We start from the raw sequence: 23322 nt of genomic DNA on the forward strand, positions 1-23322 counted from the left end.
TTTACTTTCTGGGGGTAGAGGGCTCAGCGGATGTAGACATTCGCCGTGCTGTTGTGACGGCAGGTGAAGGTGTTGCCCTGCGCCCGGTGGTTGCCCCGCCACTGGCCGCTGCCATTGGTGGTGCGGTAACGGACGCGCAGCAGCGTGTCGGCGTTTTCCACGTCTTCGAGGTTCCGGGTGAAGCTGAAGTAGTAGCCATCCTGGATTACGCGGTTCTCGAACGGCTCGGACCGCCAGATGCCCTGGCCGTAATCGTAGTAGTCCACGTCGTAGATCTGGATCGCGGCACCGGTGTTGTTGTGGAAGCGCATGGTGACGTCTTCACAGATGTCGAAGCCCCAGGCGCTGGCGGTCGTGGCGGTAGCGGCGAGGGCAGCGGCGGCGAGGGCGGCTTTAGCGAAGGTCTTGATGGTCATTGGTCTAGTCTCCTTGGTGTCGGTGTTTTCCGTGTTTCGATGATCCTGTTGTGCCGGATGGGGGCCGCGCGGGGCATGGGGTCGATCCCCCAATATGCGCGCCTGATCTGTTAATTTCGGTGCAAGCCCCTGACGCCAAAGAAAAACCGCGCCCCGGTTTCCCAAGGCGCGGCGCATGACGGAAGGAGGGGTCTTCAGCGAACGCTGACGGTGACAGACCGGTTGTGGCGGCAGGTGAAGGTATTGCTCTGCGCGACATAGCCGCTTTCCCACCGGCCCTGGCTGTTCGTCGCGCGGTAGCGGAAGCGCAGCATGGTCTGGGCATTTTCCACGTCTTCGAGGTTGCGGGTGAAGGAGAAGCTGCCGCCGTTCTGAATGACGCGGTCGGGCAGCGGCTCGGACCGCCAGATGCTCTGGCCGAAATCGTAGTAGTCGAGGTCATAGATCTCGATCGCCTGACCGGAATTGTTGTTGAGGCGCATGGTGACATCCTCGCAGATGTCAAAGCCCCAGGCGCTGGCGGTCGTGGCGGTGGCGGCGAAGGCAGCGGCGGCGAGGGCGGCTTTGGTGAAGGTCTTGAAGGTCATCTTGGTGTCTCCTGAAGGATGCTGTGTTTCGATGACCCAGTTGTGCCGGATGAGGGCCGCGCAGGGCATGAGGTCGATCCCCCAATATGCAGGCGGCAGGGTTTTGCCGGGGCCGGGCAGGGGCCTCAACAGATGGGGACGTCCTGTGCTATGCTGGCCGAAAAGCAGAGAACAGGCAGACCCATGAGACTATTGGCACTGGCAGCCGGACTGGCAGGCGCGGGCGCTATGGCGCAGTTTCCTGAGGCGTCGCAGCATTACGTGCAGCGGCTGGCGGGCGCGGTGGATGAGCTGTCGGTCGTGGTGGCCGACTTCGACCGCTCCGCGCAATCCGCGGGCCTGACGCGGGAGGAGGCGCTGGCAGAGCTGTCCGGGTCAGCCTTCCTGGCTGCCCGCAATGCCGACATGACCCGGACGATCACACGATACGAGGCGCTGTCCTCTGACCTGACGCTGCTGCGCGCGGCGGGGCCGGTGGAACGCGCCCTGTTGCTGCCCGCCCGGCTGGACAGCGAAATCGGTCGCCGCGCGCTGGAGGATTTCCACCCCGCCCTGCCCCTGACCGCCAGCGGCGCGGGCTTCGCCGGGGTGGGGTTTGTGGGTGGCTATGGCCTGCTGGCTCTGATCCTGTCCGGTTTGGGGCGTTTGATGCGGCGGCGGCCTGTCGCCGAAACGTGAAACGGGCATGTGAAAGGGCGGTTCCCGCTGCCCGCGCCTTGCGCTAACCTGCGTCCCAAGCGCCCGAGCCATCAGCGGCGCAAGACAGGAGCAGCCATGCCAACCCCGCCCAAGCCCTTTGCCCGGTTCGAGTTCATGATCGCCTGGCGCTATATCCGTGCCAAGCGCGCCGAAGGTGGGGTCAGCGTCATGACCTGGATCAGCTTTCTGGGCATCATGCTGGCGGTCATGGCGCTGATTGCCACGCTCTCGGTGCGCGCCGGGTTCCGGCATGAATTCGTCGGCACCATCCTGGGCGCGAACCCCCATGCCAGCGTCATCCCCGTGGGCCGTCAGGTCGAGGGCGGGCGCAGTCTTAGGGTGCTGTCGGACTATGACGCCATCGCCGAGCGCCTGCGCGACGTGGAGGGAGTGACCAGCGCCTTCCCGGTCATTCGCGGGCAGGTCATGGCCACTGCAAACGGGCGCAATGCGGGTGTGGAAGTCATTGGAATTACGCCGGAAAATCTGGCTGAGGTGCCTCTGGTCGCCAACCCGGAACTGGCCTATGGTGCGCTCGGCGACTTTCCCTATGGCGTGGCGTTGGGCATCGGCGTAGCGCGGGAACTGGGCGTCAGCGTGGGCGACCGCATTCGCCTGATTTCCCCTGATGGCGCACGTACGGCCTTTGGCACCAGCCCAAGGATCAGCGCCTATGAAGTAACCTATATCTTTCAGGTTGGGCGTTACGACATAGATCGCATTCGCATCTATATGCCCTTTGGTGAGGCGCAGACCTATTTCAACCGCGACGAGGTGGCCGATGAGATCGAGGTCAGCGTGGCGGACCCCGATACCGTCCTGAACATGGTCATCCCCCTGACCCGAGCGGCTGAGGCAGACGTGATCATCTGGACCTGGCGAGACAGTTCCGGCGCGTTTCTGAGGGCCTTGCAGATGGAGGATAACGTGATGTTCATCATCCTGTCGGTCCTCGTCCTGATCGCCACGATGAACATCGTTTCGGGCTTGATCATGCTGGTGAAGAACAAGAGCCGAGACATCGGAATCCTGCGCACCATGGGGCTGTCAGAGGGCTCGATTCTAAGGGTTTTCTTCATCTGCGGGTCCTCCATTGGTGTCGCCGGGACGCTGGCGGGCGTCGCCCTTGGCTGCGCCTTCGCGATCTGGATCGACCCCATCTTCGCCGCCGTGAACTGGATGGCGGGGGGCGGGGTCTGGGACCCGTCGGTGCGGTTCCTCTCGACGCTTCCGGCGCGGCTGGAACTTGGCGACGTGTTGTCGGCGGTGACGCTGTCGCTTGGGCTGTCTTTCGTGATCACCATTTTCCCGGCCCGGCGCGCGGCGCGGATGAACCCGGTGGAGGCGCTGCGTTATGAGTGATCCGGTGCTGGCGCTCGACGGGATCGAGAAGGGCTACAAGCTTGGAAAGCCTGGGGAAATTCGGGTATTGCGGGGTGCGTCCGTGGCCATTCAGCCGGGCGAAGTGGTGGCGTTGGTGGCGCCCTCTGGCGCGGGGAAGTCGACGCTGCTGCATATTGCCGGGCTGCTCGATACGGCGGATGCCGGAACTGTGCGGATCGGGGGCGATGATCTGACCCGCGCAAGGGACCGGGCACGCACGACGGCGCGGCGGCAAGGTGTTGGATTCATTTATCAATTTCACCATCTGCTACCAGAATTCACCGCCGCCGAGAACGTCATCCTGCCGCAGCTGGCCAATGGCGTTCCCCGCACGGAGGCCGAGGCGCGCGCGGCGGAACTTCTGGCGCGCGTGGGGCTGGGAAACCGCGCCGATCACCGGCCCGCGGCGCTGTCTGGCGGCGAACAGCAGCGCGTGGCCTTCTGCCGGGCACTGGCCAATAAGCCTTTGGTTTTGCTGGCAGATGAGCCGACAGGCAACCTCGACCCCGGCACCGCCGACGTGGTCTTTGACGCGCTTTTGACACTGGTCAGGGAAACCGGGATGGGGGCGCTCATTGCCACCCATAACCTGGACCTGGCCGCCCGGATGGACCGGGTTTTGCACCTGCAGGACGGGGTTCTGGTGGCGCAGCCCGAGGGCTGAAAACAGGGGGGTGCCATGTGTACACCCCCTGTGCACCCCCCGTACACCCCCCGTGCAGACAGATGGCGGGTACAGGCACGGTCCTTTGCGGGCAGACGGCCTAGCCGGTCTTGCGTTTGACGGTCAGAACCTCGGCGCACCAGTCGGCGATCATCTTCACCACCGGGCCGCGCATCGCGTCGCCCTCCATCAGGATCTCGTGCCGCCCGCCGTCGATCTGCTGCAACCGGCTGCCCGGCCAGCTTGCGGCGCGGGTGTGGATGGCGGGTGTCTCGACGATACGCTCATCGCTGCCCAGAAACACCATCATCGGCAGATCGGGCGGGTCCATCTCCATCAGCGCGGCGGTTTCTTCCAGCGCCGCATTGACCCACCGGATCGAGGGGCCGCCAAGGGCCAGTTCCGGGTGTTTGGCGACCTGGCCTTCCATGTAGTTGAACATGTCGCGGTCATTGGTCAGCGGATTGTCGTTGTATTCCATCGCGGTGGCGGGGCCGGTGGTGGGGGCAAAGTTCTTGTCCAGCCCGAGCGGTTTGGACAGGCCCATGACCACGCCGGAAATCGCCTTGAGGAAGCCCGACATGCGGATGCCCCACATCGGCGAGGAAAAGATCACGCCCGACACCGGCAGCCCGTCATAGATCGCCCGCAGGCCAATCGCCCCGCCCATGGAATGGCCCAGAAGGAACCAGGGTTTTGGCAGGTCGAGTTTGTCGAGTACGGAGCGCAGGGCATCCACGTCTTCGCGGTATTCGTCGAAGCTGACCACATGGCCCATGTCGCGGCGATGCGCGGGCCGGTCGGACAGGCCCTGACCGCGCCAGTCCATCGCCAGCATGCCATAGCCGTGATCCGCCAGCTCGCGGGCGAGGCGGCCGTATTTCTCGATATATTCGGTCCGGCCCGGAAACATCAGGATGGTGCCCTTGGGCCCCGCCGGCCAGACGCCCACGCGCAGGCGCGTGCCGTCCCTGGCGCGCAGCCAGTAGGCATTGGCCCCTTCGGGACCTTCGGCGATATCCTGAAGAAACGGGGCCGGTTCCATCGTCGCTTATCCCAGAAGGCCACCCAGACGCATGGCGGTGCCCATGTCGCCGTCAAGGCGCAGGCGTCCGCCCATGAAGGCGGAGGTCGGGTTCAGCTCGCCCGACAGAATCTCCTGAAAGGTGTCGGCGTCGGCAGACAGGGTCACGTCGGCCTCGTCGCTGTCATCGGCGGCACGCACGCCGCTGCCGTCGACCATGATCGCGCCTTCGCCGTCGATGGAGAATTTCGCGGTTCCGTCAAAGCCGCCCGACAGTTTTTCGGAAAGTGCGGCCACGGCTGCTGTGATGATCTCGCTCATGTGATGCGTCCTTCGTCAGGTTCAGGCCGGAAATCACTGGAATGACCGGCCCCAGATGCTAAGTTCGGGAATGACCATGCGGAATATGCGTTCAACATACAACAGTGTCGTGACGGCATCCATTGCCTTGTGTCTGTGTCTGTGGCTGCTGCCGGGGCAGGGGCTTGCCGATCAGCTGGACGAACTGTTTCGGCAATTGGCCGACCCCGGCACCACCAATTGGCAGACGGTGGAACGCGATATCGAGATCCAGTTGAGTCTGTCGGGCTCGGCCTCTGCCGATCTGCTGCTGCGACGTGGGCAGGACGCGCTTGAGGAACAGGATTTCGAGGCGGCGATTGACCATCTGACCGCCCTGACCGATCACGCGCCGGAGTTCGCAGAGGGCTATAACAGCCGCGCGATTGCCTATTTCCTGGCCGGGCTGATCGGGCCTGCTCTGGAGGATCTGCGCCATGTGCTGGTGCTGGAGCCGCGCCATTACGGGGCGCTGGCCGGGATCGGGGCGATTTTGGAAGAAGTCGGTGATCAGGAGGCCGCACTTGCCGCTTATCGTGCCGCCTTCGCTATACATCCGCACCGCGCCGACCTACATGGTGCGATAGCCCGGCTGGAACGGGCGACCGAGGGCACCGCCCTTTAACGTTACGCGATCCCGGATAAAGGGCGACAGAGCAGAACCATGCAACGCCAGGGGCGCATCACGGCCGTTCTCGGGCCGACCAATACCGGCAAGACCCATTACGCCATCGAGCGGATGCTGGCGCATCGCACGGGGGTGATCGGCCTGCCGTTGCGGCTGCTGGCGCGCGAGGTCTATGACCGGATCGTTGCGCTGCGCGGGCCGCGCGTGGTGGCGCTGATCACCGGGGAAGAACGGATCGTGCCGGATAGTGCCCAATACTGGGTCTGCACGGTCGAGGCGATGCCTGCGGGGATGGGCTGCGATTTTCTGGCGGTCGATGAAATCCAGCTTTGCGCGGACCCCGAGCGGGGGCATGTCTTTACCGACCGGCTGCTGAACGCGCGGGGGCTGCATGAGACGCTGTTCCTCGGCTCTGACACCATGCGCAGCGCGATTGCGGCGTTGGTGCCGGGTGCGCAGTTCATGCGGCGGGAGCGGTTTTCGGAGCTGACCTATACCGGGTCGAAGAAACTGTCCCGCATGGTGACGCGGGCAGCGATTGTCGGGTTCTCGGTCGAGAATGTTTACGCGATTGCTGAATTGCTGCGCCGCCAGCGGGGTGGGGCCGCCGTTGTGATGGGGGCGCTTAGCCCACGCACGCGGAATGCGCAGGTGGAGCTCTATCAGAACGGCGATGTGGATTACCTGGTGGCGACGGATGCCATTGGGATGGGACTGAACCTAGATATCCGGCATGTGGCCTTTTCGGGCCTGCGCAAGTTCGACGGGCGCAAGATGCGGATGCTTGCCCCGAATGAGCTTGCCCAGATCGCGGGCCGTGCCGGGCGACACACGCAGCCGGGGACGTTCGGGGTGACGGGCGAGGCCAGCCCGCTGGAGGATGAGGTGGTGCAGGCGATCACCAATCATTCCTTCCGGCCCGTGGGCAAGCTCTTCTGGCGCAATGAGCGGATGGCGTTCGGCACCGTGGACCGGCTGATTGCCTCGCTGGAGGCCCCGGCAGAGGATGAATGGCTTACGCGCGCGCGCGAGGCCGACGATATCCGCGCGCTCAAGACCATCGCGGCGATGCCGGAAATGGCCGACCGGATCAGCGGTGCCAAGGATGTGCGCCTGCTCTGGGATATCTGCTGTATCCCCGATTTCCGGGGCATCAGCCACGCCGAACACGCGGCCCTGCTGGCGCGGATCTACGAATTCCTGCACGGGGTGGGCAGGGTGCCCGATGACTGGATGGCCCGTCAGGTCAAACGGCTGGACCGGACAGATGGCGATATTGACACGCTCTCGAAACGATTGGCGTATATCCGCACATGGACCTATGTGGCGCAACGTTCCGGCTGGGTTGATGACGAAAGCCATTGGCGCGGGGCCACGCGTGCCGTAGAAGACCGCCTGTCAGATGCTTTGCATGAACGTCTGACCCAAAGATTTGTTGACCGGCGCACCAGCGTATTGCTGCGCCGGTTGAAGCAGAAGGAGGGCCTTGTGGCCGACGTGAACGAAAAGGGTGAAGTGACGGTAGAAGGCGAATTCGTCGGCCGTCTGGAAGGGTTCCGCTTCCGGCAGGATGCCAGCGCAACCCCCGATGAGGCAAAGACGCTGCGCCAGGCGGCGGTTGCGGCTTTGCGGCCCGAATTCCACCTGCGCGCCGACCGGTTCTACAACGCCCCAGATACGGAGTTCGATTTCACCGAACAGGGCGGCCTGATGTGGGGCGACCAGGCGATCGGCAAGCTGGTGAAGGGTGCCGAGCCTCTGAAGCCCGTGGCCGAAGCCTTCGTGGATGAGGAAGCCGGCCCCGAGGTGATGCAGAAGGTGCAGCGCCGGTTGCAGCATTTCATCGACCGCAAAGTGGCGACCCTCTTTGAACCGCTGCTGGCGATGAGCCGGGATGAGGCGATCACCGGGCTTGCCCGTGGCTTTGCCTTCCGGCTGGTCGAGGCGCTTGGCGTGCTGCCGCGTGCCGAGGTGGCCGAGGACGTGAAGGCGCTCGATCAGGACGCACGCGGGCTGCTGCGCAAGCATGGTGTCCGCTTCGGTCAGTTCACGATCTTCCAGCAATTACTGCTGAAACCCGCGCCCACGCGCCTGCGCCTGGTGCTGTGGGGTCTGGCCAATGACCATGACGAGTTCCACGAAAGCCCGCCGCCGGGTCTGGTGACGATCCCCGCTGTAGAGGGCGCGCCGCGCGAGTATTATACCAATTCGGGCTATCGCCTGGCTGGCACCCGCGCGATCCGCATCGACATGCTGGAACGTCTGGCCGACATGCTGCGCCAGCAGGACAGCCGGTCGGGTTTTGAGGCCACCGCCGATATGCTGTCGATCACCGGCATGACGCTGGACCAGTTCGCCGATCTGATGGGCGGGCTTGGCTATGCCGCCGAGAAGGGCGAACGCGCCAAGGTGAAAGCCGCGCCTGCCGCCGGTGGCGAGCCCGAGGCCCCCGTCGAAGTGCCGGGCGACGCGCCTGCGGAAGCGCCCGAAGCGCCTGCCGAGACCCCGGCGGAAACGCCTGTCGAAGCACCGGTCGAGGCCCCGGTCGAACTGCCCGAGGAGGGCAGCGCCGAGGCCGCCGAGCCGGAGATGGAGACCTACTACACCTTCACCTGGGCACCCCGCCGCCGGTCCGGCCCGCAAGGCCCGCGCCGGGATGGTGGCAAACAGGGCGGCAAGCCCCGTGGCAAAGGTGGCCCGAAAGGCAAGGGCGGACCCAAGGGGCCCCGCAACGACAAGCCCAAGTCCTATTCCGCCAAGCCCGAGCGGCGTGAAAAGAAGATCGACCCCGACAACCCGTTCGCGCAGGCGCTGGCGGGGCTGAAGGGCAACTCCTGACCCAGGGGGCACCCCCTCGGCTGCGGCTTGACAAGTGGCTGTGGCATGCGCGGTTCTTCAAGACCCGCACCCTGGCCGCGCGCGTGGTTGCGGGCGGTCATGTGCGGGTGAATGCCCAGAAGGTCCACAAGCCTGCCGCGACCGTTAGCCCCGGCGATGTGCTGACCTTCGCGCAGGGGCGCGAGGTGCGGGTGGTGCGCGTGGCGGCGATCGGGGAAAGGCGCGGTCCGGCCCCTGAGGCGCAACAACTCTACGACGATTTGACACCGGTCAAGGAAACCGTCCCGCAAAACCCGTCATACGAGGGAAAGGGGCGGCCCTCTGGCAAGGATCGCCGGGCGCTTGGTTCTTTACGCCGCAGCCCGCTTGAATGATGCCCCGGCCCGGATTAAACCGGCCCAGGAGTTGCTGAACGGAAGTGCCATGACCTACGCCGTGATCGAAAACTGCATCAACTGCAAATACACCGACTGCGTCGAGGTATGCCCGGTGGATTGCTTCTACGAGGGGGAGAACTTCCTCGTCATTCATCCCGATGAATGCATCGATTGCGGCGTCTGCGAACCGGAATGTCCGGCGGACGCGATTCGGCCCGATACCGAGCCGGACATGGAAAAATGGGTGGAGCTGAACCGGAAATATTCCGAGATGTGGCCGGTTATTGTTTCCAAGAAGGATCCGCTGCCGACGGCAGAGGAATTTGACGGCAAGGACGGCAAGCTGCCGCTGCTGTCGGAAGCCCCGGGCGAGGGCGGCTGACCGATTCGCCCCGGCGCCGGCGGTGTTGCTGGTGCCAAATGTGATGTTGCACTGCGGCAAAACCCTGTGAAAACAGGGCTTTTGGCGATAGTTGCATTGCGAATCTTTGAAATGGTCGAATTTTGTGCTATATTCCTGTTACAAAGGATGTCTCGTGAACGCACAAGACGCGGTCGTGCCACACCGCGCATGAAATCAAAGAATGACAGCCCGTAGTGGAAAGTCCCGCTTTCCTCGCGGTGTTTTTGTCGCCCGTGACCGGGCTGTAAAAGGAAAACCATATGAGCAAATCGCGCAAATCGCAGGACTTTCGCCCGAACGACTATGTCGTCTACCCCGCGCATGGGGTCGGGCAGATCGTGTCCATCGAGGAACAGGAAATCGCCGGGCTGTCGCTCGAACTTTTCGTGATTTCCTTCGAGAAGGACAAGATGACCCTGCGGGTGCCAACGGCAAAAGCCACCGAGGTCGGGATGCGCTCGCTGTCCAGCCCCGATGTGGTGAAGAAGGCCATGGATACGCTCAAGGGCAAGGCCCGGGTGAAGCGCGCCATGTGGTCGCGCCGGGCGCAGGAATATGAACAGAAGATCAATTCGGGCGACCTGATTTCGATCGCCGAGGTGGTCCGCGACCTGCACCGCGCCGATGACCAGCGAGAACAGTCCTATTCCGAGCGTCAGCTGTATGAAGCGGCGCTGGAGCGTCTGACCCGCGAACTGGCTGCCGTGAACGGCATGGATGAGGCCGGGGCGCAGAAGCGCGTCGACGAAGTGCTGACCGCCCGCGCCGCCTGATCCGTCCCTTCGGTTGAACAGATTGACCCCGTTGCATTTTATGCGGCGGGGTTTTTTCTGGGCGGGGAAGGGCCTTCGAAGGCCCTTGAAAGCGGTTTCGAAACCGCTTCCCCAAAGGCGCTTGCAAGCGCCTTGTCACCCGGATCAAAGCGTTGTGGCCAGAATGGCGAGCGCCGCGATTTCGGCAAGCTGTTGGCTGGCACCCAGGATATCGCCGGTCTGCCCGCCGATCTTGGCCCGTGCCAGCGCACCGGTGCCGAGCGCCACGAGCGACACTGCCAGCGCCGCCCAGATCGCGGCCCCACCGGTCAGGATCAAGGCCAGCAGGAGCGCCACGCCTGCGCCGATCGCGGCCGACTCCAGAGGGGGGCGTCCCACCGCCCGAGACAATCCGCCCGCGCGGGCGGGTGGCATCCAGGCCATCAGCGCCACCATCGGCACACGTGACAGCATCGCGGTGGCCATCAGTGCGGGCAAAGCCTGCCCCGCCGCAATCAGCCCTGCCAGCAGCGACCAGCGCGCCAGCAGCGACAGGACCAGCGCCAGCACGCCATATGTGCCGATATGGCTGTCCTTCATGATCTCCAGCCGTCGCTCTGCCGTCCAGCCGCCCCAGAGCCCGTCCACCGTATCGGCCAGACCGTCCTCATGCATGGCACCGGTGACCATGGCCATGATCGCAAGCGCCAGGGCTGCCGACAGCCCGGCCCCGAGCCCGGAGCTCAGCCAGATCGTCAGACCGGCCAGCAGGGCAGGGGCCAGCCCCGCCAGAGGCCAGGCCCAGGCCGCTGCGGCGCCACGGGTCATATCCGGCTCACCCGGCAGGGGTAGGCGGGTCAGCAGCCCGAGAGCGAGGCGCAGATCGCCGGTAATCTGTTGCAGAATGTCGCGCGGGGCCATGATCCCGGATCCTTTCGGTCGCATTCCATTGGACAATCCGGCATATCCGCCCAAACGCCCCTTTGGCAATGACAGAGAGACCGACGCCGATGACCACGCCCTTCACCAGCCTTGCCGAGTTCCGCGCCCTTCTGGCGGAGGCCCCCGGCCCGGACAACGCCGCCGTTTCGGGTGCACAGGACCGCAACGGGCAGCTGACCAAGCCGCCGGGGGCGCTCGGTCGGCTGGAGGATCTGGCGATCTGGTATGCGGGTTGGCGCGGCGATGCGCGGCCGTCGCTCACCGCGCCGCAGGTGCTGATTTTCGCGGGCAACCACGGGGTGACGGCGCGCGGTGTCTCGGCCTTTCCGGCAGAGGTCACGGTGCAGATGGTCGCCAATTTCGAGGCGGGCGGCGCGGCGATCAACCAGCTGTCGAAAGCGGCGGGGGCCTCCATGCAGGTTCATGCGCTGGATCTGGATCGGCCCACGGCGGATTTCTCGGCCGGCCCGGCGATGAGCGAGGCGGAGGTATTGGCGGCACTGGTGACCGGCTGGACTGCGGTCGACCCTGCGGCGGACTTGCTGGTCACCGGCGAGATGGGCATTGGCAACACCACCTCCGCCGCTGCCATCGCGCTGGCGCTCTTTGGCGGGGAGGCCGCCGACTGGACAGGCCGGGGCACGGGCGTCGATGACGCGGGCCTGGCGCTGAAGGCGCAGGTCGTGGCCGAGGGGCTGGCGGCGAACCCGCAGGCGGGCGAGGACGCGCTGGAGGCGCTGCGCTGCCTTGGCGGGCGAGAGCTTGCGGCAATGGCGGGCGCGATTGCCCGCGCGCGTGTCCTGCGCATTCCTGTCATCCTCGACGGGTTCATCTGCACGGCGGCAGCGGCCACGCTGGAACAGGCCGTTCCGGGCGCGCTGGATCACGCGGTGGCGGGGCACCTGTCGGCGGAAACCGCCCATGGCGCCGTGCTCAAACGGCTTGGCAAAGAGCCGCTGCTGGCGCTGAACATGCGGCTTGGCGAAGGGTCGGGCGCGGCGCTGGCGATCAACGTGCTGAAAGGTGCGATTGCCTGCCATTCGGGCATGGCGACCTTTGCAGAGGCCGGTGTGTCGGACGGCTAAACGCCGTCCCGAGAGGACTCTTCGTCCTCAACCGGCTCCGGCAACTCGGCCTCGTCCAGATGCGTGGCGATGGCGGTTTCCAGATTGGCGTTCAACTCGCGCGAGCGGGCCACATAGGCGTCATTCTCGGCCAGAGGGATGCCGGGCTGCCACAGCTCGGCCAGTTCGCGCAGCACATGGCGGTCGTGGCGGTAGAAGGCCATCTCCATTTCATGCGCCTCGTATTCGGACAGCCCCATGTTTTCGAGCACGTAGCGCCCGGCGCGCAGCGAGCTGTCGAACATCTCGCGCACGATGTCGTTTGCGCCCGCTTGATACAGTTCATAGGTGTGCACCCGGTCATAGGCGCGGGCGACGATATGGATATCGGGGCGACGGCGGCGGGCGTAGCGTACCAGTTTCAGCACGTCTTCCTTGCCGTCCATGGCCACCACAAGCACCTTGGCATGGTCTAGCCCCGCCGCATGCAGCAGTTCGGGCCGCGTAGGGTCGCCGAAATAGCCGTGAATACCGAAGCGGCGCAAAAGCTGGATCGTGGCAAGATCCGCGTCCAGCACCACGGTCTTGAAGCCTGACAATTGCAGCATCCGGTTCACGACCTGCCCGAACCGGCCTGTGCCCGCGATGATGATGCTTTCGGGGTTGTCGATCTCATCGTGGGCGGGGCCTTCCTCGGCGGTGTCTTTCACCAGCTTTGACAGGAGCTCGTAGAGGATGAAGAAAAGTGGCGTCAGCAGCATCGACAGGGCGACGACCAGAAGCAGGATTTCAGAGATGTGATTGGGCAGAACGTGACTGCCGACCGCGTAGGAGATCAGCACGAAGCCGAACTCGCCCGCCTGCGCGAGGCTGAGGGTGAACAGCCATTGGTCGCGGCCCCGCAGGCCCGCTGCAAGGCCGATCCCGTAGAGGATGAGCCCCTTGGAGATCATCACTGCCAGCGTCAGGCCGATGATCGTGAAAAGATGCGTCCAGAGCACATCGAAATGAATGCCCGCGCCCACGGTGATGAAGAAAAGCCCCAGAAGAAGGCCCTTGAAGGGCTCGATATTCGCCTCAAGCTCGTGCTTGAACTCGGAATTGGCCAGCACCACGCCCGCGATGAAGGCCCCAAGCGCGGGGGAGAGGCCGACCAGCACCATCAGAAACGCGATGCCTACGACGATGACCAGCGCGACGGCGGTATACATCTCGCGTAGCCGCGCCATGTGGATGAACTGGAACAGCGGGCGTGTCAGGAAGCGGCCCCCGATAATGACGGCGGCGACGGCGGCGATGGTGATCAGCGTCACGCCCCAGGCGGGCAGGCCCTCGACCAGCGACAGGCCGGTCTCGGCGGCGGCCTCCATGCCGGGGCGCTGGATCGAGCCATCGGGGGAAAATTGCGCCGCCGGAACGGTGGCCAGCAGCGGCAGCAGCGCCAGCATCGGAATGACGGCGATATCCTGCGTCAGAAGGACGGAAAAGGCAGATCGCCCGCCACCGGTGCGCAGCAGCTTCTTTTCGGTCAGGGTTTGCAGGACGATCGCGGTTGACGACAGCGCGAAGATCAGCCCGACGGCCAGCGCCTGTTGCCAGGGCAGGCCGAGGATGAAGGCTCCGCCCCCCAGAACCGCCGTAGACAGGCCGATCTGTGCGCCGCCAAGCCCCACCAGCTTGTCGCGCATTTCCCACAGGCCCTTGGGGTTCAGTTCCAGCCCGATCAGGAACAGCATCATGACGACACCGAACTCCGCCACATGTTGCAGCCCGTGCGGATCGGCCCCCACCTGATAGAGGATCGGGGCCAGCGCGATGCCCGCGATGAGATAGCCCAACACGGACCCCAGCCCGAGCCGCACCGAAAGCGGCACCGCGATCACCATCGCGGCGAGGTAGAGCGTGGCCTCGAAAAGGATGCTGTCCATGGGGCGGGTCGTCCTGAAAATGTTCGCAGGTGCAGCATCGCGGGTCTGCGGCGGTTTGGCAACAGGACAGGCTGTCAGGTGGGCAGCGGCGCGTCGGGTTTCTGCTGGTCCATGACGATCTGGCTTTGCACCCGCGCGACGGCGGGGGTGGGCAGGATGACCTCGTGAATCAGCCGGTGCAGCGCGCCCAGATCGGTGCAGAAGACCCTGAGCAGGTAGTCGGCCTCGCCGGTCAGGGTCCAGGCCGAGATGATTTCGGGCCGCGTGTCGACGATCCGGGTGAAGGCGCGGACCTGCGCGGGATCATGGGTGGCCATCTGCACCTGCACGAAGGCCTGAACGGTGAGCCCGAGCGCTTCGGGCGAGACCACGGCGCGGGAGCCGGTGACAATGCCCGCCTGCTCCAGCCGCTGGCGGCGGCGGCCTGCCTGGCTGGCCGACAGGTTCAGCCGGTCGCCCAATTCCTGCGCGGTCAGTCCCGCATTGTGCTGAATCGCTTTCAGAAGGCGGCGGTCGATGTCGTCGATCATATGCGCTTATCTCGCGTGATGTTCCATCATCACGCTAGTTCATCGCACAGAATTCAGAAATGGCAATGAATTTCGCGCATTTCATGCGGAGTGTATGCGGTAATCTCTGCCCAAGCGAACACCAGACAGGAGGAAACGCCCATGGGCCCGTTCCCGCATGACGCCCCCCGCGCCACCATTTCCGAAGAGAACCCCGCCGGTACCGACGGGTTCGAATTCGTCGAATTTGCCCATCCCGAGCCGCAGGAATTGCGCGATCTTTTCGCCAAGATGGGCTTCGTGCACACCGCCAACCACAAGACCAAGGCGGTGGAGCTGTGGCAGCAGGGCGATATCTCTTACCTCCTGAACGCCGAGCCGGGCAGCTTTGCCGCCAAGTTCGTGGAAGAACACGGGCCTTGCGCGCCTGCCATGGCCTGGCGCGTCGTCGATGCGCAGCACGCCTATGAGCACGCGATTTCCAAGGGTGCAGAGGCCTATGAGGGCACGGACAAGACGCTCGACTGGCCCGCGATCAAGGGGATCGGCGGCAGCCTGATCTACTTCACCGACCGGTATTTCGATACCTCGCCCTATAACGAGGAATTCGACTGGATCAGCAGTGCCCACCCGCAGGGCGCGGGCTTCTACTACCTCGACCACCTGACCCACAATGTCCACAAGGGCAATATGGACGTCTGGTTCAACTTCTATGGCGACCTCTTCAACTTCCGCGAAATCCGCTTCTTCGATATCGAGGGCAAGTTTACCGGGCTTTATTCCCGTGCACTGACCTCGCCCTGCGGGCGCATCCGCATCCCGATCAACGAGGACCGGGGCGAGAAGGGGCAGATCGTCGAATACCTGCGCCGCTACAAGGGCGAGGGCATTCAGCATATCGCCGTGGGGACCGAGAATATCTATGCCTCGACCGACCTGATCTCGAACGCTGGCATCAAGTTCATGCCCGGCCCGAACGAGGCCTATTACGATCTGTCCTATGAGCGGGTCAAAGGCCATGACGAGCCGAAAGAGAAGATGATGAAGCACGGCATCCTGATCGACGGCGAAGGCGTGGTCGATGGGGGCGAAACGAAGATCCTGTTGCAGATCTTCTCCAAGACCGTGATCGGGCCGATCTTCTTCGAGTTCATCCAGCGCAAGGGCGATGACGGGTTCGGCGAGGGCAACTTCAAGGCGCTCTTCGAATCGATCGAGGCCGAACAGATCGAACGCGGGCTGTTCACGGACGAAGAAAAGGGTGACGCGGCCTGATCAGGGCAACGTGTCAAAGACCCGGGGAGGGACCCCCGTCCGGTGATCCGGGCGGGGGTTTTCATTTGCCGGAACAGGTTTCGGAGGGCAGAAGGGGACGCAAATAGCGGATGGGAGGCCCCTCAAGTGAAACGCTCCGAGATCAACGACATCATGGCCGAGGCAGATGCCTTCATCCGGTCCTTCGGCTTTGCCCTGCCGCCTTTCGCCTATTGGACCCCCGAAGAGATGCAGGCGCGCCGGGGCGAGATTGACGGGATCGTGCAGGGCCGAATGGGCTGGGATATCACCGATTATGGCGCTGGCCGGTTCGCGGATATGGGGCTGTTTCTGTTTACGCTCAGGAACGGGCGGCAGGCGGATCTGAAGCGGGGCGGCGGCATGTGCTATGCCGAGAAACTGCTGATTTCCCGCAAGGATCAGCTGAGCCCCATGCACCGGCACTACCTGAAGGCAGAGGATATCATCAACCGGGGCGGGGCGGTCATGGCGATCGAGCTTTTTGGCTCGGCCCCGGATGGCAGTCTCGACGAGAGGGCGGGCGGCACGGTTCTGTGCGACGGGATCGCGCGGGACTATGCGCCCGGTGAGGTGCTGCGGTTCCAGCCGGGAGAGAGCATCACCCTGATGCCCGGCGACTGGCATGCCTTCTGGGGCGAAGGAGGAGATGTGCTGATCGGCGAGGTGTCGACGGTGAATGACGACGAGACGGATAACTGGTTTCGGGACCCCATCGGGCGGTTTGCCAAGATCGAAGAGGATGTCGCGCCGGATCATCTGCTGGTGGCGGATTACGGGCGCTGGTTGGGCTGACCCTGAGGGGTTTCGCCGTGCCTTCGGCACGTCGACCCGCGCGCCCCTTCGGGGCGCGTTTGAGGCTGCGACAGGTTTCGAGCGGGGATGGGGGCGCTGCCCCCGTCGCCTGTCGGCGACTCCCCCGAGGTATTTTTGCCAAGATGAAAGGCGCATGTCGGGAGATATTGGATCTGCCGTTGGGGGCGATATGCGGGGGCGACTGGATGGCGCGTTAACCTTAACGAAAGCATTGATGTCGCAGGCTGATTGCCGCCGGAGTGTCGGGCGCGGCTTCCCAAGGGCGGGTGGGGCCGCTAAAACGCGCCGGACAGGTTACCAGAAGGTTCCGAAACATGACCCAGATCCGCCCGCAACCCGGCATTATGGAGATCGCGCTCTACCAGGGCGGGGGGGCCTCCATCGCGGGGCAGGAAAAGCCGCTCAAGCTCAGCTCGAACGAGAATCCGTTCGGGCCGGGGCCGAAGGCGGTGGCTGCCGTTCAGGCTGCGGCGGGGGCGATGCATCTTTACCCGTCCACCGATCATGCCGCGTTGCGAAACGCCATTGGCGAGGTGCATGGGCTGGACCCCGACCGGATCATCTGTGGCGTGGGATCGGACGAGATCATCACCTTCCTGTGTCAGGCCTATGCCGGGCCGGGCGACGAGGTGCTGTATACGGAACACGGGTTCCTGATGTACAAGATCTCCGCCCTTGCGGCGGGGGCAACGCCCGTGGTCGCGCCGGAACGGGAGCGGACGGTCGATGTCGACGCGATTCTTGACAAGGTGACCAGCCGCACGCGGCTTGTCTTCATTGCCAACCCCAACAATCCCACCGGCACCATGATCGGCGGAAACGAGGTGGCGCGGTTGGCCGCCGGGCTGCCGGACAATTGCCTGCTGGTGCTCGACGGGGCCTATGCGGAATATGTGGATGAGTTCGATGGCGGCGCGGGCCTTGTGGATGCGCGTGACAACGTGGTGATGACCCGGACCTTTTCCAAGATCTACGGGCTTGGCGGGCTGCGGGTCGGTTGGGGCTATGCCCCCCGCGCCGTGATCGACGTGTTGAACCGGGTGCGCGGGCCGTTCAACCTGTCCACGCTGGCGCTGGCGGGGGCCGAGGCTGCCGTGCGCGATACCGGATATGTGGATCATTGCCGGGCCGTGAACACCGTGCAGCGCCAGCGGCTGGCGGAGGGCATGGCGGCGCTTGGCTTTCCCTCCGATCCGTCCGAGGGCAATTTCATCCTCTGCCGGATGGGGGATGCTGCGACGGCAGAGGCGGCTGACGCGCATCTGAAGGCCAGGGGCATCATCGTGCGGCTGGTGGCGGGCTATGGCCTGCCCGACTGCATCCGCATCACGGTCGGGTCCGAGGCGGATGTGACCCGCGTTCTGGATGCGATGGCGGATTTCGGAGGCACGGCATGAGCGTGATTTACCAGAAGGTGGCGCTGATCGGCCTGGGACTTATTGCAGGCTCGATGGCCCATGCCATGCGGCGCGACGGGCTGGCTGGTGAGATCGTGGGCACCGCGCGGTCGGCGGAAACGCGCGCCGTGGCGAGGGATATCGGGCTTTGTGATAGGGTCGTGGACAGCGCTTCCGAGGCCGTGGAAGGCGCCGATCTGGTGGTTCTGGCGGTACCCGTGGGCGCCATGGGCCGCGTGGCCGGGGAAATCGCTCCGCACCTGGCCCCCGGCGCGACCGTGACCGATGTGGGATCGGTCAAGAAGGACGTGGTCGATCAGGTCGGCCACCATCTGCCCGAGGGCGTGCATTTCATCCCCGGCCACCCGCTGGCCGGGACGGAGCATTCCGGCCCCCGCTCTGGCTTCGCGGAGCTGTTCGAGAACCGCTACACCCTGTTGACCCCGGTCGAGGGCAGCGATCCGGAGGCGGTGGCGAGGCTGCGCGCGCTATGGGAGGGGATGGGCGCCAATGTCGAAGAAATGGACGCGGAACACCATGATCTGGTGCTCGCCGTCACGTCCCACACCCCGCACCTGATTGCCTACACCATGGTGGGCGTCGCCGATCACCTGCGCCGGGTGACGGAAAGCGAGGTCATCAAGTATTCCGCCGCCGGGTTCCGCGATTTCACCCGGATTGCCGCCAGCGACCCGACCATGTGGCGCGATGTGTTCCTGACCAACAAGGAGGCGGTGCTGGATATCCTCGGCCGCTTCACCGAGGAACTGTTTGTGCTGCAACGGGCGATCCGCATGGGCGATGGCGATGCGCTGCACGACTATTTCACCCGCACACGGGCGATCCGGCGCGGCATTATCGAGGCCGGGCAGGACACCGACGCGCCCGACTTTGGCCGGGTCAAGCCGCGCAAGGGCGGGGATGCGGGATGAAACTGGCGCGGGCGGCATTGGTGGCAGCATTGGGCTTTGCCCTGCCTGCCCTGGCCTATGCGCCCGCGCAATCCCTGCGGCCCTTGCCGCGCCCTGTCTTGGCTCCGGCGCCGCAAAGCCCGGCCGACCGGGTGATCGGCCCCTCCGATCCGCTTGTGGTGACGATCCGGGCCACCGATCTGGCGCCGTCGGCGTCCCTGCGGCCGATCTACAGGCCCGGACGGGCCGAGCAGGTGACGGAGATCCGCCCGGATCAGACCATCGTGGCGGAACTGCCCCCGGAAGAGACCGAGGAACGGGGGCCGCCGCGCGGGTTGCTGGCGCTTCTGACGGGACAAAACCGGCTCAACCCGCCGGGTATGACGGCGGTTCGCGTGTCCTTGCGCCCGGTTGAGCGGCCCGCGGGGCTGGCAGCGGCCATTCGCGCGGCGGAAACGCGGGGCACGCCGGGGCGGGTGACGCAGCCGGGCCTGCGCGGGGCGCTCTGCGGGCAGCGCGGTATCATCGGCGACCGGCTGGAGCGGATTCCGGGGCGGATCAACGGCTGCGGCATTGCGGACCCCGTAAGGGTGCGAGAGATCGACGGCATCACCCTGGCGCAGCCCGCCACGATCAACTGCGATACGGCTTTGGCGGTGCAGGAGTGGCTGAACGACGCGGTCATCCCCACGGTGGGGCGCTATGGGGGCGGGGTGGCGTCGCTGCGCGTCGTCGCCTCTTATTCCTGCCGGACGCGCAACAACCAGCCCGGCGCGCGGCTGTCGGAACATGCCACCGGAAACGCCATTGATATCGCCGGGATCGGACTGGTGGACGGGTCCGAGATTTCGGTTCTGGATGACTGGGACGGCGGGCGAGAGGGGCGCATCCTGAGACAGTTGCACGAAGCCGCCTGCGGCACGTTCGGCACGGTTCTGGGTCCGGGGTCGGACCGCTATCACCGCGACCATTTTCATCTGGATGTCGCCGCCTATCGCGGCGGGGCTTACTGCCGGTAGCGTTTGGCGGCTGAGACCCTGTTCCCAGACCGAATTCGAGTCGCACTCATTTGCTCGAACAATGGCGCGAGGGTTAGCAGTGCGGGATGAATACACCAGTGCAGGTCCGGGGACGAGCCGCGCATCGTCGACGCGCGCGGGGGCGATCCGACGTTGGAAGCAGGCAGTTTATGTCAGCCAAATCCGAGCAAATTCAATGCAGCGCGCCTGTGTCAGCCAAATCGCCTCCGCGTGGGGGCGCGTCGGCGATGCGCGGCGGCCTTCGGCCTTGATTCCGCGCCGGCAATGCCGAGGTTGGGCTCTCGGCTGACTTTCTCCGCTTCCCCTGGGAGTGCCGAACCAACCTCCAGCATCAATCATAGAGAAAATGTTTCTTTAGGTGCGAGGGTTAGCGCAGCACCAAGCGCGGGGCGGGGCCGAGGGGGATGGGGCCGAAATAGACCTGCCCGTCGGAGAAGCTGAGTGTTGTGTCCAGGTCTTCGGGCCTGCCTGACAAGCCCGCCAGCAGGCCAAGCCCGGTTTCCAGCGTGCCGCGGAACCCTGCGGGTATGGCCCCCGCATTCACCCCGATCTCGATCATCTGGCGCCAGTTCTGCGCCCGGACCGACAGGTCGCCCGTTGGCAGCCCCTCGGCATTCACATCCAGATCGCCCGAAAGGCGCAGCGCCAGGTCGCCCCAATCCGCACGCAGCTCGGCCAGTTCCACGCGGGTGATCGCCGGGCGGCTGCTTTCCAGCGCCGTAAGGTCCCAGGCGCGGGCGAAGCCCATGACGGCCTCGAAACGGACGGTCTCGATCTCTTGCGGCAGCAGCCCGGCGGGATCGAGCAGCGCCAGAACCTCGCCCGCTGGCGTCACGCCGCTGGCGTCGATACGGATGTCGTAGCGATGCCCCGGCTCGTCGCGTTCCACTACCATCGCCAGGGCCTGATCCACCCGGCTGGACCAGCCCAGGTCGCTCTCCATCTCCAGCGCCGCGATGCGGGTTTCGGACTGCACCGGCGCCAGATAGTCCAGCGGGCGGATATGCAGCATCGCCTCCAGTTGCTCGGCGCGGATGGTGATGCGTTCAAAGGGGGTGGAGAGGGTGTGTTCGGCGGGCCAGATCGCGCGGATCGCCTGCGGCTGGTAGCTGTCCTGTTCCAGGCGGAACCCGTCCGCCTCCAGCGCCCACCCGCTGAACGGATCGGCCAGCATCAGGCCGGGCAGTGTGGTGACGAAGCGGAACGGATAGCCCGAGGTCTGCACACTGTCATGGGAAACGACCCACCCGGCGGCCTCGCGGTCGTTCAGCCAATAGCTCACCAGCCGTTCCGTGGCGATGGACCCGGCCAGCCACACGACCGACCAGATCGCGACAAGCGCGCCGATCACCCAGGCCCAGACCTTCATGGCGCTCATCTCCTGTTTCATCCCGCCCGTGCTCTGCATATACGGGGTCGGGCACAGGTGACCATAGGACAAGGTGGTAAAGTCATGAGCACGGCGGATCTTTGGGTATTCGGATACGGATCGCTGATCTGGAACCCCGGTTTTGACGTGGCCGAGACCCGGATCGCACGGCTGCCGGGCTGGCACCGGTCCTTCTGCATGAGCTCGATCCACCATCGTGGCACGGTCGAGAGCCCCGGTCTGGTGCTGGCGCTGGATGCGGCGGAAGGGGCGCATTGCGATGGCGTCGCCTTTCGGGTGGAGGCCGCAAAGGCGTCGGCGACCATCGACTACCTGCGCGAGCGGGAGCTCATTTCCTCGGCCTATCTGGAACGCGAATTGCCGATTGTTTTCCATGACGGGGGAGAGGCCGTGGCCGTCACATATGTGATCGACCCAGAACATGAGCAATACGTGGCGGGGATGAGCCTTGAAAAACAGGCGCAGATCATTGCCCATGCGGTCGGCGGGCGCGGGCCGAATGATGAATACCTGTACAATACCGCCGCCCATCTGGCCGAGCTTGATCTGGCCGATGAGGATCTCGATTGGCTGGTTCACCGGGTTCGGGCGCTGAAACAGGGGTGACCTTGCGCCGCGTCACGCGCGACGGCCCCGCAACGCTTGGCAGATTGCTGCGGGCGGGGTAGGGTGTGCCCGAGAAAAACGGGATGGCCAGAACACCGTGACGAGCAGACCAGACGCGCCGCGCTTTACGCAACCGATCCGCCAGATCGCGATCATGCTGATGATCTGCGGGCTGGTCGGTTTCGGAACCTTCCTGGTCTGGGGCAGCATCCAGCCGGTCGTGACCGCCAATACCTATCTTAATGGGACCATCGCGCTTGTGTTCTTCGCGGGCGTACTGGCCTGTTTCTGGCAGGTTGTGCAGTTGTTCTCGTCGATTTCCTGGATCGAGGGGATCGCCAATGGCGCGGGTGAGGATCAGGGCAAACCGCCGCTTCTGCTGGCGGCGCTGTCGGGCATCTTTCAGGCACGTGGTTCGCGGCTGCAACTGACCTCGGCCTCGTCGCGCTCGGTGCTGGATTCCGTGGGCGCGCGGATGGAAGAAGCACGCGACATCACGCGCTACATTACCAGCCTGCTGATTTTCCTTGGGCTTCTGGGCACGTTCTACGGGTTGGCCGTGACGGTGCCGGCGGTGGTGGAAACGATCCGCTCGCTGCAACCCTCTGCCGACGAGTCCGGGATCGAAGTGTTTTCGCGCCTGATGGGCGGGCTGGAGGATCAACTGGGCGGCATGGGCACGGCCTTCGCCTCCTCGCTGCTCGGCCTCGCCGGGTCGCTGGTCGTGGGGTTGCTGGAACTGTTCGCGGGCCATGGCCAGAACCGGTTCTACCGCGAAATGGAAGAATGGCTGTCCACGATCACCCGCGTCAGTTTTTCGTCGGGAGAGGGCGAAGGCGGCGGGCTGGACCGGGCCGCGATTGCCACGGTGCTGGATCACATGGTCGATCAGATCGACACGCTGCAGGGGCTGTTCACCCAATCCGAGGCGCGCCATCAGGAAACCGAGGCACGGCTTGGCGAGATGACCGGCGTGCTGGCGGACCTTGCGGAACGGCTCGGACCCGGACAGGTTGCCGCGACCGAACGTCTGTCGGCCGCGCAGGACCGGCTGGCCGAGGTGCTGTCGGCCACGTCCGGCGAGGGCGGCATTGATGCGGAAAGCCGGATGCGGCTGCGGTCCATCGACGTGCAGTTGCTTAAGATCTTCGAAGAAATGGGCAGTTCGCGGCAGGAAGAGATTGGCGCCCTGCGCGCCGATATCGGCGAGCTGACCGGTGCGATCCGGGAACTGACGCGCTCGGCCTCGCAGCCCCGCCAACGCCCCGCTCCGCAACGTCGCGCGCCCCCCGAAGACCCGGCCCCGGAGGGCTGAT

The 23322-nt window shown here is 65.0% G+C and carries 24 protein-coding genes; 16 read left to right on the forward strand and 8 right to left on the reverse strand.

The window, feature by feature from the left end; genetic code table 11:
- Positions 1-23: 23 nt before the first annotated feature.
- Both RBB16_RS01955 and RBB16_RS01960 read right to left on the reverse strand, forming a co-directional pair.
- Positions 24-416: a hypothetical protein gene (locus RBB16_RS01955; protein WP_306044535.1), complete on the reverse strand. Its 393-nt coding sequence runs from the start codon at positions 414-416 to the stop codon at positions 24-26.
- A gap of 194 nt (positions 417-610) precedes the next feature.
- On the reverse strand, positions 611-1003 hold the full coding sequence (locus tag RBB16_RS01960) for a hypothetical protein (protein WP_127557449.1): 393 nt from the start codon (positions 1001-1003) through the stop codon (positions 611-613).
- 183 nt (positions 1004-1186) lie between these two features.
- On the opposite strand from RBB16_RS01960, the gene RBB16_RS01965 reads away from it, so the two are divergent.
- The 3 genes from RBB16_RS01965 (at position 1187) to RBB16_RS01975 (ending at position 3749) form a co-directional block, all read left to right on the forward strand.
- On the forward strand, positions 1187-1681 hold the full coding sequence (locus RBB16_RS01965; RefSeq protein WP_306044536.1) for a DUF2937 family protein: 495 nt from the start codon (positions 1187-1189) through the stop codon (positions 1679-1681).
- Between the two features lie 96 nt (positions 1682-1777).
- The gene (locus RBB16_RS01970; RefSeq protein ID WP_306044537.1) at positions 1778-3064 is read left to right on the forward strand and encodes a lipoprotein-releasing ABC transporter permease subunit; all 1287 of its coding nucleotides are present in this window, start codon (positions 1778-1780) and stop codon (positions 3062-3064) included.
- Positions 3057-3749 (forward strand): ABC transporter ATP-binding protein, encoded by a 693-nt coding sequence (locus tag RBB16_RS01975; protein ID WP_306044538.1) that lies wholly within the window; start codon positions 3057-3059, stop codon positions 3747-3749. The genes RBB16_RS01970 and RBB16_RS01975 overlap by 8 nt, the downstream gene beginning before the upstream one ends.
- A gap of 100 nt (positions 3750-3849) precedes the next feature.
- Here the strand turns inward: RBB16_RS01975 and RBB16_RS01980 are convergent, their stop codons facing one another.
- Together RBB16_RS01980 and RBB16_RS01985 are read right to left on the reverse strand one after the other, a co-directional pair.
- Positions 3850-4794: an alpha/beta hydrolase gene (locus tag RBB16_RS01980; protein WP_306044539.1), complete on the reverse strand. Its 945-nt coding sequence runs from the start codon at positions 4792-4794 to the stop codon at positions 3850-3852.
- 6 nt (positions 4795-4800) lie between these two features.
- Entirely contained in the window at positions 4801-5094 is a 294-nt protein-coding gene (locus RBB16_RS01985) for an SCP2 sterol-binding domain-containing protein (RefSeq protein ID WP_071688654.1), read from the reverse strand.
- 85 nt (positions 5095-5179) lie between these two features.
- Here RBB16_RS01985 and RBB16_RS01990 point away from each other — a divergent pair, with 85 nt between their 5' ends.
- The 5 genes from RBB16_RS01990 to RBB16_RS02010 all read left to right on the forward strand — a co-directional run bounded on the left by RBB16_RS01990 (position 5180) and on the right by RBB16_RS02010 (position 10131).
- Complete coding sequence (locus RBB16_RS01990) at positions 5180-5737, forward strand: hypothetical protein (protein WP_306044541.1); 558 nt, start codon at positions 5180-5182, stop codon at positions 5735-5737.
- A gap of 39 nt (positions 5738-5776) precedes the next feature.
- The gene (locus tag RBB16_RS01995) at positions 5777-8578 is read left to right on the forward strand and encodes a helicase-related protein (RefSeq protein ID WP_306044542.1); all 2802 of its coding nucleotides are present in this window, start codon (positions 5777-5779) and stop codon (positions 8576-8578) included.
- Positions 8575-8952 (forward strand): RNA-binding S4 domain-containing protein, encoded by a 378-nt coding sequence (locus RBB16_RS02000; protein WP_306044634.1) that lies wholly within the window; start codon positions 8575-8577, stop codon positions 8950-8952. Before RBB16_RS01995 ends, RBB16_RS02000 begins: the two co-directional genes overlap by 4 nt.
- A gap of 49 nt (positions 8953-9001) precedes the next feature.
- The gene (gene fdxA / locus RBB16_RS02005; protein ID WP_071688651.1) at positions 9002-9337 is read left to right on the forward strand and encodes a ferredoxin FdxA; all 336 of its coding nucleotides are present in this window, start codon (positions 9002-9004) and stop codon (positions 9335-9337) included.
- Positions 9338-9618: 281 nt separating this feature from the next.
- Positions 9619-10131, forward strand: a complete 513-nt coding sequence (locus tag RBB16_RS02010) for a CarD family transcriptional regulator (RefSeq protein ID WP_071688650.1) — start codon at positions 9619-9621, stop codon at positions 10129-10131.
- A 144-nt stretch (positions 10132-10275) separates the two neighbouring features.
- On the opposite strand, the gene cobS is transcribed toward RBB16_RS02010, so the two are convergent.
- Complete coding sequence (cobS, locus tag RBB16_RS02015) at positions 10276-11031, reverse strand: adenosylcobinamide-GDP ribazoletransferase (RefSeq protein ID WP_306044543.1); 756 nt, start codon at positions 11029-11031, stop codon at positions 10276-10278.
- A gap of 89 nt (positions 11032-11120) precedes the next feature.
- On the opposite strand from cobS, the gene cobT reads away from it, so the two are divergent.
- The gene (gene cobT, locus RBB16_RS02020; RefSeq protein WP_306044544.1) at positions 11121-12137 is read left to right on the forward strand and encodes a nicotinate-nucleotide--dimethylbenzimidazole phosphoribosyltransferase; all 1017 of its coding nucleotides are present in this window, start codon (positions 11121-11123) and stop codon (positions 12135-12137) included.
- Here cobT and RBB16_RS02025 read toward each other — a convergent pair.
- Both RBB16_RS02025 and RBB16_RS02030 read right to left on the reverse strand, forming a co-directional pair.
- Complete coding sequence (locus RBB16_RS02025) at positions 12134-14044, reverse strand: monovalent cation:proton antiporter-2 (CPA2) family protein (RefSeq protein ID WP_306044546.1); 1911 nt, start codon at positions 14042-14044, stop codon at positions 12134-12136. The two genes, cobT and RBB16_RS02025, sit on opposite strands and share 4 nt — an antisense overlap.
- A 74-nt stretch (positions 14045-14118) precedes the next feature.
- Positions 14119-14574 (reverse strand): Lrp/AsnC family transcriptional regulator, encoded by a 456-nt coding sequence (locus RBB16_RS02030; RefSeq protein ID WP_306044547.1) that lies wholly within the window; start codon positions 14572-14574, stop codon positions 14119-14121.
- A gap of 141 nt (positions 14575-14715) precedes the next feature.
- On the opposite strand from RBB16_RS02030, the gene hppD reads away from it, so the two are divergent.
- From hppD to RBB16_RS02055, 5 genes are all read left to right on the forward strand, one after another.
- On the forward strand, positions 14716-15828 hold the full coding sequence (hppD, locus tag RBB16_RS02035) for a 4-hydroxyphenylpyruvate dioxygenase (RefSeq protein WP_306044548.1): 1113 nt from the start codon (positions 14716-14718) through the stop codon (positions 15826-15828).
- 126 nt (positions 15829-15954) lie between these two features.
- Positions 15955-16641: a D-lyxose/D-mannose family sugar isomerase gene (locus RBB16_RS02040; protein ID WP_306044549.1), complete on the forward strand. Its 687-nt coding sequence runs from the start codon at positions 15955-15957 to the stop codon at positions 16639-16641.
- Between the two features lie 335 nt (positions 16642-16976).
- Positions 16977-18059 carry a histidinol-phosphate transaminase gene (gene hisC / locus RBB16_RS02045; RefSeq protein WP_306044550.1) on the forward strand — a complete coding sequence of 361 codons (1083 nt, stop codon included), beginning with the start codon at positions 16977-16979 and terminating at the stop codon, positions 18057-18059.
- A complete protein-coding gene (locus tag RBB16_RS02050; protein WP_306044551.1) occupies positions 18056-18991 on the forward strand; it encodes a prephenate/arogenate dehydrogenase family protein in 936 nt (311 codons plus the stop codon). The genes hisC and RBB16_RS02050 overlap by 4 nt, the downstream gene beginning before the upstream one ends.
- Positions 18988-19989: an extensin family protein gene (locus RBB16_RS02055; RefSeq protein WP_306044552.1), complete on the forward strand. Its 1002-nt coding sequence runs from the start codon at positions 18988-18990 to the stop codon at positions 19987-19989. Before RBB16_RS02050 ends, RBB16_RS02055 begins: the two co-directional genes overlap by 4 nt.
- 388 nt (positions 19990-20377) lie before the next feature.
- Here RBB16_RS02055 and RBB16_RS02060 read toward each other — a convergent pair whose 3' ends face one another.
- Positions 20378-21388 (reverse strand): DUF2125 domain-containing protein, encoded by a 1011-nt coding sequence (locus tag RBB16_RS02060; protein ID WP_306044553.1) that lies wholly within the window; start codon positions 21386-21388, stop codon positions 20378-20380.
- A gap of 75 nt (positions 21389-21463) precedes the next feature.
- Here RBB16_RS02060 and RBB16_RS02065 point away from each other — a divergent pair, with 75 nt between their 5' ends.
- Both RBB16_RS02065 and RBB16_RS02070 read left to right on the forward strand, forming a co-directional pair.
- Positions 21464-22006, forward strand: a complete 543-nt coding sequence (locus RBB16_RS02065; RefSeq protein WP_306044554.1) for a gamma-glutamylcyclotransferase — start codon at positions 21464-21466, stop codon at positions 22004-22006.
- 154 nt (positions 22007-22160) lie between these two features.
- Positions 22161-23321: a biopolymer transporter ExbB gene (locus RBB16_RS02070; protein WP_371931204.1), complete on the forward strand. Its 1161-nt coding sequence runs from the start codon at positions 22161-22163 to the stop codon at positions 23319-23321.
- Position 23322 lies beyond the last annotated feature (1 nt).

The sequence above is a fragment of the Nioella sp. MMSF_3534 genome (assembly GCF_030732985.1).
Classification (GTDB): domain Bacteria; phylum Pseudomonadota; class Alphaproteobacteria; order Rhodobacterales; family Rhodobacteraceae; genus Nioella.